The organism is Rhodococcus sp. AQ5-07 (assembly GCF_009707305.1).
Taxonomy (GTDB): Bacteria; Actinomycetota; Actinomycetes; order Mycobacteriales; family Mycobacteriaceae; genus Rhodococcus_F; species Rhodococcus_F erythropolis.
Window position 1 is genome coordinate 167388 of the sequence record NZ_CP046099.1, and the last position, 11943, is coordinate 179330.

The following is an 11943-nucleotide window of genomic DNA, read 5'->3' on the forward strand; positions in this document are numbered from 1 at the left end:
TGCCGCGCGAACTGCCGGAATTTGCAAGTGGCGGAGTTGAGTGCATTTCGTTCACAGCCTGCGGTTTCTTTGCTACTCGCCAGTACGGAACCTGTCCGATTGGGTAGTACCAGCCGTGTAGGAATCTTCACAGACTTAGCAAAGTGTGTTGAAAAGGTAGCGAAGATTGGCATTAGCAACAGGTAGACGGCACTTTTTCGATGTGCCATTCTCGGTAAGTACACAAGAAGGGCCTGGCAAGTATGTGAAGTAGTACGCACGTACTGCTCACAACAGGCCGGACCAGCAGATCAAAGAGATGGAGTCTTGATGTCGACCACCGGCACCCCGAAGACCGCAGCTGAGCTCCAGCAGGATTGGGACACCAACCCTCGCTGGAAGGGCGTTACTCGTAACTACACGGCCGATCAGGTCGTCAAGCTCCAGGGCACCGTCGTCGAGGAGCAGACCCTCGCTCGTCGCGGATCCGAGATCCTGTGGGATCTCGTGAACAACGAGGACTACATCAACTCCCTCGGTGCACTTACCGGCAACATGGCTGTGCAGCAGGTTCGCGCCGGCCTGAAGGCCATCTACCTCTCCGGTTGGCAGGTTGCCGGCGACGCTAACCTCTCGGGCCACACGTACCCGGACCAGAGCCTCTACCCGGCCAACTCGGTTCCGACCGTCGTTCGTCGCATCAACAACGCACTTCTGCGCGCCGACGAGATCGCCAAGACCGAGGGTGACACCTCCGTCAGCAACTGGCTCGCTCCGATCGTTGCCGACGCCGAAGCCGGCTTCGGTGGCGCTCTCAACGCTTACGAGCTGCAGAAGGCCATGATCGGCGCCGGCGCTGCCGGTGTCCACTGGGAGGATCAGCTCGCTTCGGAGAAGAAGTGCGGCCACCTCGGTGGCAAGGTGCTCATCCCCACGCAGCAGCACATCCGCACCCTGACCTCGGCTCGTCTGGCTTCCGACGTTGCGGACGTTCCGTCCGTCATCATCGCCCGCACCGACGCTGAGGCTGCAACCCTCATCACCTCCGACGTGGACGAGCGTGACCGCCCGTTCCTCGACGGAACCCGCACGGCTGAAGGCTTCTACGGCGTCAAGAACGGCATCGAGCCCTGCATCGCTCGCGCCAAGGCTTACGCACCGTACGCAGACCTCATCTGGATGGAGACCGGCGTGCCGGATCTCGAGGTTGCAAAGAAGTTCGCCGAGTCCGTTCGCAGCGAATTCCCGGACCAGCTCCTGGCCTACAACTGCTCCCCTTCCTTCAACTGGAAGGCGCACCTGGACGACGCGACCATCGCGAAGTTCCAGAAGGAGCTCGGCGCGATGGGCTTCAAGTTCCAGTTCATCACGCTGGCAGGCTTCCACTCGCTCAACTACGGCATGTTCGACCTGGCCTACGGCTACGCCCGCGAAGGCATGACGGCATTCGTCGACCTGCAGGAGCGCGAGTTCAAGGCTGCCGAAGAGCGTGGCTTCACCGCTATCAAGCACCAGCGTGAGGTTGGCGCCGGCTACTTCGACACCATCGCCACCACCGTTGACCCCAACACCTCGACGGCAGCTCTCAAGGGCTCCACCGAAGAGGGCCAGTTCCACTAAGAACTGACTTCGGGTGGGGGAGAGGCTCGGCTTCGGGTCTCTCCCCTGCTTGTATCACCGCACTACTTTCTCTCGTCTTCAAGGCAGTTCCGATTGCGTCGGCCACCAGCGTCGACGCCGTTCGAAGTGCTTCTTTTACAACACCTTCACCAGACAAACTCCACGAGACAAACAAGGAGCTGACGTGACCAGCGAAAAAATTCAGCGCGTCGGCGTTATCGGCGCCGGAATCATGGGTGCCGGAATCGCCGAGGTGTGCGCCCGCGCACATGTCGATGTTCTGGTCTTCGAGCAGACTCGCGAGCTTGCAGCAGCCGGGCGTTCACGCATCCTGCGTTCGCTCGACCGCGGCGTGAGCAGCGGAAAGATCACAGAACGTGAGCGTGAGCAGGCCGCATGGCGTCTGCGTTTCACCTCCGATCTGGGAGATTTCGCGGACCGCCAGCTCGTCGTGGAGGCCGTCGTCGAAGACGAGAAGATCAAGAGCGAAATCTTCGCCGAGCTCGATGCGGTCGTGACGGACCCGGATGCGGTTCTCGCGTCCAACACGTCGTCGATCCCGATCATGAAGCTCGGCATCTCGACCAAGCGTCCCGAGCGAGTCATCGGTATGCACTTCTTCAACCCGGTTCCGGTTCTGCCGCTCGTCGAATTGGTGACGACGCTCAAGACCAGTGCCTCCGTCTCGCAGCGCGCCGAGGCTTTTGCCAGCGACATCCTCGGCAAGCAGGTCGTCCGCAGTGCCGACCGCTCCGGCTTCGTCGTCAACGCACTCCTGGTGCCGTACCTGCTCTCGGCGATCCGCATGGTCGAGTCTGGCTTCGCTACGAAGGAAGACATCGACAAGGCAACGGTTCTCGGCCTCGCGCACCCCATGGGTCCGCTGGCTCTGACGGACCTGGTCGGACTCGACACCGTCAAGTCCATCGCCGACTCCATGTACGAAGAGTTCAAGGAGCCGCTGTACTCCGCTCCGCCGCTGCTCCTGCGTATGGTCGAAGCCGGATTGACCGGCAAGAAGTCCGGCGCGGGCTTCTACGAATACGCCGACAACGGTCGCTCCACCAAGCAGGCAAGCTAAGGCCCAAAGCCCCTGTGCGCGTTTGTGGAGTGTAGAGACTCCATAAACGCGCACAGGGCGCTCGCGCCCCTCGGTTAGAAAGGTCGACCGCATGTCCAGCAGCACTGCAGCATTCGGCTCCAGCGTCCTGGGGTATCCGCGCATCGGGCCGCGCCGTGAGCTCAAGCGCGCCCTCGAGTCCTACTGGCACGGTACTTCGGACAAGGACGCACTTCTCGCGGTCGCCAAGGAACTCCAGGAATCGACCTGGAGTGAACTGGCTGCGACGGGACTGAGCCAGGTTCCGGGCAACACCTTCTCCTTCTACGATCACGTCCTCGACAATGCGCTGCTCTTCGGCGCAGTGCCGGAGCGGTTCAAGCCGCTCGAGGGCGCCCTCGATCCGCTCGATTTCTACTTCACGATGGCCCGCGGTCGCCCGGACTTCCCGCCTCTCGAGCTGGTGCGCTTCTTCGGCACGAACTACTACTACCGTCAGCCCGAGATCGACGCGAACACGGTGTTCTCGCTCAACTCGGAGGCACTTCTCGACGAGTTCGAACGCGCTAAGGCGCGCGGCATCGAATTGCGCCCCGTCATCATGGGGCCCGTCTCGCTGCTTCTGCTCTCGAAGGTCGGACCTGCCACCGAGAAGTCCGATCCGAACTTCACCCCGCTCGACTTGTTGGACGCGCTCCTGCCCGAGTACGAGAAGCTCTTCGAGCAGCTCGCCAAGGCCGGTGCCACCTGTGTTCAGTTGGACGAGCCTTCGGTGACCGAGGACCGCACCCCCGAGGAGCTAGCCGCTCTTGGACGTGCGTACGAGAAGCTGTCGACGGCTCCGCTCCGCCCACGCCTGTTGGTGACGGGTCCGTACGGCAAGTTCGGCGAAGCCCTCAACATTTTGGCGCCCACCAAGATCGAGGCCTTCGGTCTGGACTTGGTGCACGGCAAGATCACGGCCGAGGAACTGGCCGCGGTGCCGAACATCAAGCGCAAGCGCATCTACGCGGGCGTCGTCGACGGTCGCAACGTCTGGCGCGTCGACCGGTTCAACACCTTGACGTACCTGAACGAACTCAAGGACGTTGTGCCCGACCTCGTCGTCTCCACGTCGTCGTCGCTGCTGCACGTGCCGTACGACGTGCTCTCCGAGTACGACATTCCGGGAGACGTCGCAGACCGTCTGGCTTTTGCGAAGCAGAAGGTCGGCGAGGTCGTCTCCCTGGCGAAGGCACTCACCGAAGGTCCTTCGGACAAGTGGCGTAAGCGTCCGACGAAGGTGCACTTCAAGCTCAAGCACGCTGTCCGTGCTCGGGTCAACGCGATCAAGCCCGAAGATCGTGTGCGTGCACCGTACGAGGAGCGTCGTAAAGCCCAGCAGGAACGGTTGAACCTGCCCTTGGTTCCGGCCCAGACATTGGGTTCGTTCCCGCAGACCGACGCGATTCGCCAGGCTCGTTACGAACTCGGCCAGGGGCGTTTGGAGTGGGACGACTACTACAAGCGCATCCAGGAAGAGATCGAGCGCACAATCCGTCTGCAAGAGGACATCGGTCTCGATGTCTTCGTGCACGGCGAGCACGAGCGCAACGACATGGTCCAGTACTTCGCCGAACTGCTCGAGGGCTATGCCTTCACGCACAACGGTTGGGTTCAGGCCTACGGATCTCGTTGTACGCGTCCGCCGATTCTCTACGGCGACATTGCACGTCCGAAGCCGATGACGGTCGAATGGATTGCGTACGCGCAGTCGCTGACCGACAAGCCGGTCAAGGGCATGCTGACGGGTCCGGTCACCATGATCGCCCGTTCGTTTGTTCGTCAGGATCAGCCGCTCTACGAAACGGCAGAGCAACTGGCACTTGTCATTCGAGACGAAATCGCGGATCTCGAAGCTGCCGGAATCGCCATCATCCAGGTGGACGAGCCGGCAATTCGTGAACTGCTGCCACTGCGTGAGGACGGCCGGGAGGCCTACCTGGAGTGGGCCGTCGACGCGTTCCGTCTGGCAACAGGTGGAGCGAAGCCGGAAACACAGATCCACACACATCTGACGTACTCCGCTCGGTCGTCGGTGGTCGACGCCATCGAACGGTTGGACGCCGATGTGACGGCTATCGTCGCGACCCGCTCCATCACGTGGGTTCTCGAAGCACTCAAGGAAGGCGCGCTCACGCACGGCGTCGGCCCCGGCGTGTACGAATCTCGTTCGGCTCGGATTCCCGACATCGACGAGCTCGACGAATTGCTCACCGAGGCAAGCGAATCGATCTCTCTCGATCGTTTGTGGGCCAACCCGGACGGTGGCCTCAAGACCCGCCATCCATGGCAGCTCGAGCCTTCGCTGCGCAACATGGTTGCGGCCGCGAGGCGCCTGCGTCGTCGCGCCGAACAAGCGGAGCGCGACGCCGGGTAAGTCACGTCAAGAACACGTCATGGAGGGGCCTGCGATTTGCAGGTCCCTCCATGCACGGGTAGGCATGTGTGCATGGTTACTGCTGCTGCTTACGCCGCGACGTCCGCTGACGGTCCGCTCGAGAAGACCACCGTCGAACGCCGCGAGCTCGGTCCACTGGACATTCTCATCGACATCAAATTTGCCGGCATCTGCCACTCCGACATCCACACCGCTCGCAACGAGTGGGGCGGAGCCAAGTACCCGATCGTCCCCGGACACGAAATCGCCGGCGTCGTCGCCGCGGTGGGTTCGGATGTCACCAAGCACAAAGTCGGCGACCGCGTGGGCGTCGGCTGCTTCGTCGACTCCTGCGGGGAGTGCGACGCCTGCCTGGCCGGCGAAGAGCAGTACTGCCGCAAGGGTGTGACCGGTACATACAACGCCACCGGACGCGACGGCGAGCGCACTCAGGGTGGCTACTCGACGCACATCGTCGTCACCGAGCATTTTGTTCTCTCGATCCCCGAGGGCATCGAACTCGACGTTGCCGCGCCGCTGCTGTGCGCCGGCATCACCTTGTACTCACCGCTGCGGCACTGGAATGCCGGCCCCGGCAAGAAGGTCGCCATCATCGGGTTCGGCGGCCTCGGTCACGTCGGTGTGAAGATCGCCAAGGCGCTCGGCGCGGAAGTCACCGTCCTGAGCCAGACGCTCGGCAAGAAGGAAGACGGCCTTCGTCTCGGTGCCGATCACTACTACGCGACCAATGACCGTGAGACGTTCAAGGCTCTTCGCGGCGAGTTCGACCTGATCCTCAACACGGTCTCGGTCAATCTCGATATCGACGCCTACATGTCCTTGCTCGCCATCAACGGCACTCTCGTCGAACTGGGCCTGCCGGAGAAGCCGATCGAAGTTCGAGCATTCTCGCTCGCCGCAAACCGTCGTAGCCTCGCCGGCTCCATGGTGGGCGGCATCCCGCAGACGCAGGAGATGCTCGACTTCTGCGCCGAGCACGGCATCGGTGCAGAAATCGAACTGATTCCGGCGAGCGATATCAACGACGCTTACGAGCGCGTGATCAAGAGCGACGTTCGATACCGATTCGTGATCGACACCGCAACAATCTGACCCGCTCGGTCCCGCTCAGTCGAGTTGCTCGCGAAGATTACTCAATGTCTTCGCGAGCAATCTCGACACGTGCATCTGGGACACACCGACCTTCTCGGCGATCTGTGTCTGCGTCAGGTTTCCGAAGAATCTGAGCATCAACACCGTCCTCTCTCGCTCGGGAAGCTTGTCGAGAAGTGGACGTAATGCCTCGTGATTCTCGACGTTCTCGAGTGCGGCGTCGTAGTCACCGAGTGTTTCGACGAGCGGAAGATCGTCGGTGTGATTGGACGCGGCACCATCGACCGAGACGGTCTGGTACGCGTTGCCGGCGATCAGCGCCTGGGCAACTTCTTCACGTTCGATCCCCAACGTCTCAGCCAACTCGTCGACGGTCGGCGCGTGCCCGAGTTGTTGTGACAGCTCGCTGATGGCTTGCCCGAGTTGGAAGTGCAACTCCTTCATCCGGCGTGGAACCCGCAATGCCCAACCGGTGTCGCGGAAGTGTCGTCGAACTTCGCCCATCACGGTGGGAACCGCGAACGAGACGAAATCGGATCCGCGCGTGGAATCGAAACGGTCGACGGCGTTGACCAGACCGAGGCGCGCCACCTGAACCAGATCGTCGTGTGCCTCGCCGCGTCCGTCGAATCGTCTGGCGATGTGTTCGGCCAACGGTAGGCACCTGGTGATCAGTGCGGTGCGCACTCGTTCGTACTCCGGACTGTGGGGCTCGAGGGTCCGCATTTCCTCGAAAACGGGTATGACGTCCCGATATTCGTCGGTGGACCGCCGGCGCGGGCGTGACGGGCCGTCTGCGGAAGCGGTCACAGGCGCCCGCTGAGGGCCTTGGTGAACTTCATGGTCGTGATGTAGCCGACGCCGCCCAGGTTCTCTTCCTGGTCGAGCGAAATCGAATCGGTGAGTTCGGTGAGGATGTGCCACCCGAACGATCGCTGAGTGCTGTCCTCGTACTCCGTGGTTGTCGTCGATACGGATACGTGCAGTTGCGGGGGAGTGAACACGAACCGACACACCAGAACCGAATCAGGCGCAGCACGAACAATCAGATGCGTACAGATTTCGTCCATGGCCAATTTGATGTCGGCGATGGCGTCGAGGTCGAAGTTTTCCTGAATGGCAACAGTGGCGGCCAGTGCACGCAAAATCGACAGCTGATCGAGAGTCGCTTGAATCCTCAACTCCACAACTGGCTGAGTCTGATCCTGATCGGGCTCGAGTGCGCTGAGGTGTGCCATAAGTTCTCCGGATCGTCGTACCAGGGGTCGCGGTGAAGTCTGGTGCCGAGAACGATACCCATCTCGACCTTCACAGTGACCCCCGAACACGAAATTTGGTCGATGGTGGTGCCGGGGTAAACGACACGATTCTGCTCACGACCGTTGGCGATCGCAACATCGGATTACCTCGCGGAACCGCAGACCAAACCACATTTTTGTTCGGAACACCGAAACGAATGGTCGCAACGCACTTGTGACGCCGGTCATGCTGGCGTACTGTTTCAAACCGAGGTTGAGCACACAGCCGATGAGGGATTTATCCGTAATTCTGGAGACCCGTTCATCGTGCGGCTCCTTCGGAGGTCCCTTCTCTTTTGCAGAGTGTAAACCGTTGCGGGATGGGAGAACCATGACTGTTGTTCCAGGATCATCTATTTCAGGCTTTACGAACGCGGCGAAGGGATCGGTAGATTACGGACCTCCCGCGACCGGGACAGCGACCGCATCGTTTCACGCGCACCGCATCAGTGCACATACCGCTGTGATCCACGTTCGTGGCGAGATCGACCTGATGAGCGCCAATGCTTTTCGTGACTTCTTGACGTACCACGTTGCCGCGGACCGGACGCTGGTTGTCGATCTCTCCGAACTCGAATTCATGGGGACGTGCGGCTTGTCCGTGCTGTCGGTCCTGTCGACGCGATCACGCGACGTGGGCGGCACACTCGCGCTCGTCTGCGCCCGCCCGGTTCAGAGGCTACTCAAAGCAGCTGGTCAGGAGTCGATGTTTGCCTGCTACGAGTCGCTGGATCATGCAATCGGACTCGAAGAGACCCGACGTTTCCCGGCTTGATACCGCCCTTTCGCCGATAGTTTCGAGTCACCCCCAGTTCCGAGAAATCAGCTTCGTAGAGCCCGTCAGCGTCAGTGCACTTCACTTCGGTGAGTGCCCTTGTGTTGGCGGGCTCTCGGCGGTGCTGTGACGCAGCGGCCGTAGGTTCGGACCACCTCGGTGGCGACGTGATCCCATGAATACGATTCGCACGCTCGGGCCCGACTCTGCCGTGCAAACGCCGCGCCCTCGTCTTCGTCGTCGAGAAGATGCCGGACCGCGCGCGCGGTTTCCACGGGGCTGTTCACCGGTACCCGACGCCCGGTGAGTCCGTCGATCACCGTATCCCGCAGTCCGCCAACAGGAGTCGCGACTACAGGAACTCCGCACGCCATCGCTTCCAGCGCCGCGATTCCGAAAGGTTCGTATCTGGGGGTGCATACGAGGGCGTCGGCCGACCGCATCAGTTTCGGTAGTTGGCGGTGCGGAACGCGTCCCAACAATTGGACTCGATCTGCGACGCCGAGCCGCTCGGCGAGCTTGACCAAGCGGATCGCAACCTCGTCGGTGCTCAGTTGCGCGACGGGTGGCCCGCCGATCACCACCAACTCCGTGTCCGGCAGCGAAGCCAGCGCGGCGACGGCAACATCGAAGCCCTTCTGCTCCACCAGCCTTCCGACGCAGATCAATCGATGCGGCGCGGTCTTCTTCGCGGCGGGTCCCTCCGGGGTGAACGCTTCGGTATCGACGCCCGAGGGCACCATCGTGGTCCGTGATCGTGGTGATCCCTGCCGAACCAGATCGAAGATTTCGTCCGAACTTGTCGCGATGACATGGGTTGCGCCCCTGGCGATCAATGGTTCCAGGTGAGTCCGCTCCGATGGGCTGTCGTCGGCTGCTCCGAGGTGTCGGTGCGCCGCAGATCCCAGGGAATGGAATGTCTGAAGTACGGGGATGCCGAGTGAGCGGGTCGCGAGTTCCGTTGCCACACCAGACATCCAGAAGTGCGAGTGCACCACATCGGGTCGGTCGGTACTCCACTGAGCGCGCAGAATGCTGGCAAAGGTGCCCAGGTGGGGGAGTATTTCGGCGTCCGGGAGAGCGTGTGTCGGGCCGGCTTCGAGATAGTCGACGGAGTACCCGGCGCGGGCGCGAACGCGGTCCGGTCCACCGACGTGTGCCCGCCTGGTGAAGACGGTGACATCGTGTCCGGCGCGAACCAGGGCCGCGGACAGTTCGTCGACGTGCAGGTTCTGTGCACCGGCTGCTGAGCAGCCCACCGGTGCGAGTGGATCGGCGTTCACCGACACCATGGAGATCTTCAGCATTCGTCCGGGAGCCATAGCGGGCGAGTACTTCATCGGGTCCCCTCTCCACTTGATCGGTTCGTCTGGGGATACCCGGAGTCCGTGATCTGAACCGGGTTTCGGCGCGGTCAGCGCTGGGCACATTCCAAACACGATGGCGAGGAGTGAGGTTCGATGACAGAACAAATGCTGGTCGACGCAACCGTCGGACTCGGGTTCGAGCGGTACGTACAACGGGTGGCGGTCGGCGTGGGGGCCGGCATAGAGCAATGGTGTTGCAGGCGCGAGCATCCACTGGAGGCCTACATCGCGTTGGATCGAACTGTGCCGCGTTTCCCTGGGCGTGAGGTGGCGTTGCTGTGGGAGGAGACGTGCGGTTGGGCCCTGGCCGTGGAGACTCGTTCAGGGGAGGACCTCATCGTTCTCGGATATCTGGGCGAACACGCAGTGCCGACCCCGGACGCCGTCGCCGACTTTGCCGCGACACTGGGCACGCGCAGCCCGCACTGGGTCATGAACAGGCCACTGGCGGATTCGGACGAGACCGCGCGAGAACTACGGAGCTACTCCGGAAGTGCTTACGCCTGAATAGTATTGAGGTCCGATCAGCTCAGTTGACCACGTCCAGGATGGGATCGAGAACCGGAGTCGCTGCAGCCTCGACGGCAGGATCGTCCATGAGTTTGAAAACGATGTGACCGCCGAGCGCGCCACCGACACCGACCGCGGTGAGCCCCAGCACCGACAGAACTCGCGCCAGCGCGAGTGAATCCTTGCCGCGTAGCCTGTACGACGCGGCAAAAGACCAGATCCCCACAGCATTCGATGCGGCGTGTACCAGCCCCACACGGCGTGCGACGTCGCCACGTTCGGACCAGTCCAGCCAGCCTGTCAGCAAAGCCGGCGGCGTCGAGACCAGTCCGAGCCCGATCAACCGTCGTGCAGTCTGCGGATCGCCTGACACGTCGAAGATCAGCGAAGCCGTCCACGCGCCCGCGGGAATGGTCACGAGGGCGGGATGGATGGGATGCCCGACGAGGGCGCCGCGCAGAAGTGCGGCGACAGTACGCGATCTGTCGGATCGCTCGGTGATCTCGAGGATTCTGCGTCTGATGCCAGTGGACGGACCGTCCAGTCCGCGCGCCGATTCGATTCCGCGGTAAAGAGTTCCGATGTCCATGCAATTCGGCTACCCGGCGTAGACGTCGGGAAACCTCACGACAGGAGTGTCTTGTCGACCGTCATGCTCCGGCGTACGGTCGAAACGAAAGAGATCCGACCGGAGGAGCGAACGATGAAGCTCAATCTCTTTGCAGCGTGGGCGTCGTATTTCCTGGTGCTGGCCACAGTTGTCTGTCTCGGCAGCTTTCTCGTGGCCGCCGGTTCAGGGCACGGTGGTTGGGCGTTGATTGCCGGGCTCGCCGGCGTCGCGTCCATCGGACTGGCGGTTGCCCTGTACACCAGCACCGTTCATCACGACCACAAAGTGCACCGCGAATCCCCACACCTGTTCTGATCAGGACTGCTTCTGATCAGGACTGTGCCAGTCGCGCTTTTTCCGCCTCGATGTCGAAGTTGGCAGACGGCCAGTCGAGATCGAGCTTTTCCAGAGCGTCGATCAGTAGCTCCGTGACCGCAATTCGGCTGTACCACTTCCGATCACACGGCACGACGTACCACGGCGCGTGCTCGGTCGACGTCTTGTCGAGCATTGCCTGATACGCCTGTTGATATGCAGGCCACAAACCGCGTTCGGTCACGTCACCCGGGTTGTACTTCCAGTACTTGTCCGGGCGGTCGAGACGCTCTTCGAGCCGCTTCTTCTGCTCGTCGAGCGAGACGAACATCGCCACCTTCACGATGGTGGTTCCGGCGTCGACGAGTTCCTTCTCGAACTGGTTGATCTCGTCGTAGCGCGTGCTCCAGACATCCTCAGGGACAAGATCGTGGACGCGCACGACCAGGACGTCCTCGTAGTGGGAGCGATCGAACACACCGAGATAGCCGCCGCGGGGGAGTTCCTTCTTGATCCGCCAGAGGTAGTGATGTTGCTTTTCCTCTTCGGTCGGGACGCCGAAGGCCGCGTGCTGAACTCCCGAAGGATCCACGTGACCGATCACGTGTCGGACCATGCCACCCTTGCCTGCGGTGTCCATTCCTTGCAGGACCAGCAGGATGGAACGGCTGTCCCCGGACCTGCCGTTGGCGTAGAGCAACTCCTGCAGGTCGGACAGAACCGCGCCGCGCTCCTCGAGTAGACGTTCGCCGTCAGCTTTGTTTCCGGTGAATCCCGGAGTGCTGTTGCGATCGAGTTGATCGAGTTCGAACCCGGGCTCCGCCCGCAGTGTCTTGGCGGCCGGTGTTTCCCACAGCGAGTCTTGTGCCATGCCGAA

The 11943-nt window shown here is 61.9% G+C and carries 12 protein-coding genes; 7 read left to right on the forward strand and 5 right to left on the reverse strand.

Annotation, left to right across the window (positions count from 1 at the left end; all coding sequences use genetic code 11):
- Positions 1-309: 309 nt before the first annotated feature.
- From aceA to GJB56_RS00830, 4 genes are all read left to right on the forward strand, one after another.
- Positions 310-1599, forward strand: a complete 1290-nt coding sequence (gene aceA / locus GJB56_RS00815; protein WP_003941533.1) for an isocitrate lyase — start codon at positions 310-312, stop codon at positions 1597-1599.
- Between the two features lie 184 nt (positions 1600-1783).
- The gene (locus GJB56_RS00820; RefSeq protein WP_003941541.1) at positions 1784-2680 is read left to right on the forward strand and encodes a 3-hydroxybutyryl-CoA dehydrogenase; all 897 of its coding nucleotides are present in this window, start codon (positions 1784-1786) and stop codon (positions 2678-2680) included.
- Between the two features lie 91 nt (positions 2681-2771).
- Positions 2772-5078 carry a 5-methyltetrahydropteroyltriglutamate--homocysteine S-methyltransferase gene (gene metE, locus GJB56_RS00825; RefSeq protein ID WP_019744430.1) on the forward strand — a complete coding sequence of 769 codons (2307 nt, stop codon included), beginning with the start codon at positions 2772-2774 and terminating at the stop codon, positions 5076-5078.
- Positions 5079-5150: 72 nt separating this feature from the next.
- Complete coding sequence (locus tag GJB56_RS00830; RefSeq protein WP_019744429.1) at positions 5151-6191, forward strand: NAD(P)-dependent alcohol dehydrogenase; 1041 nt, start codon at positions 5151-5153, stop codon at positions 6189-6191.
- 15 nt (positions 6192-6206) lie between these two features.
- Here GJB56_RS00830 and GJB56_RS00835 read toward each other — a convergent pair whose 3' ends face one another.
- Both GJB56_RS00835 and GJB56_RS00840 read right to left on the reverse strand, forming a co-directional pair.
- On the reverse strand, positions 6207-7001 hold the full coding sequence (locus tag GJB56_RS00835; protein ID WP_020906739.1) for an RNA polymerase sigma factor SigF: 795 nt from the start codon (positions 6999-7001) through the stop codon (positions 6207-6209).
- Positions 6998-7429 (reverse strand): ATP-binding protein, encoded by a 432-nt coding sequence (locus tag GJB56_RS00840; protein WP_020968899.1) that lies wholly within the window; start codon positions 7427-7429, stop codon positions 6998-7000. The genes GJB56_RS00835 and GJB56_RS00840 overlap by 4 nt, the downstream gene beginning before the upstream one ends.
- A 523-nt stretch (positions 7430-7952) precedes the next feature.
- On the opposite strand from GJB56_RS00840, the gene GJB56_RS00850 reads away from it, so the two are divergent.
- Positions 7953-8264: an STAS domain-containing protein gene (locus tag GJB56_RS00850; protein WP_019744425.1), complete on the forward strand. Its 312-nt coding sequence runs from the start codon at positions 7953-7955 to the stop codon at positions 8262-8264.
- A 71-nt stretch (positions 8265-8335) separates the two neighbouring features.
- On the opposite strand, the gene GJB56_RS00855 is transcribed toward GJB56_RS00850, so the two are convergent.
- Positions 8336-9604 carry a glycosyltransferase gene (locus GJB56_RS00855; RefSeq protein WP_020906742.1) on the reverse strand — a complete coding sequence of 423 codons (1269 nt, stop codon included), beginning with the start codon at positions 9602-9604 and terminating at the stop codon, positions 8336-8338.
- A gap of 120 nt (positions 9605-9724) precedes the next feature.
- Between GJB56_RS00855 and GJB56_RS00860 the strand changes: the two genes are divergently transcribed.
- Positions 9725-10138, forward strand: coding sequence for a DUF6292 family protein (locus GJB56_RS00860; protein ID WP_003941464.1), 414 nt, complete (start codon positions 9725-9727; stop codon positions 10136-10138).
- A gap of 22 nt (positions 10139-10160) precedes the next feature.
- Here the strand turns inward: GJB56_RS00860 and GJB56_RS00865 are convergent, their stop codons facing one another.
- Positions 10161-10730: a DUF2231 domain-containing protein gene (locus tag GJB56_RS00865; RefSeq protein ID WP_020968903.1), complete on the reverse strand. Its 570-nt coding sequence runs from the start codon at positions 10728-10730 to the stop codon at positions 10161-10163.
- Positions 10731-10844: 114 nt separating this feature from the next.
- Here GJB56_RS00865 and GJB56_RS00870 point away from each other — a divergent pair, with 114 nt between their 5' ends.
- Positions 10845-11066: a hypothetical protein gene (locus GJB56_RS00870; RefSeq protein ID WP_020968904.1), complete on the forward strand. Its 222-nt coding sequence runs from the start codon at positions 10845-10847 to the stop codon at positions 11064-11066.
- A 16-nt stretch (positions 11067-11082) separates the two neighbouring features.
- On the opposite strand, the gene GJB56_RS00875 is transcribed toward GJB56_RS00870, so the two are convergent.
- Positions 11083-11937, reverse strand: a complete 855-nt coding sequence (locus GJB56_RS00875) for a polyphosphate kinase 2 family protein (RefSeq protein WP_042951170.1) — start codon at positions 11935-11937, stop codon at positions 11083-11085.
- Positions 11938-11943 lie beyond the last annotated feature (6 nt).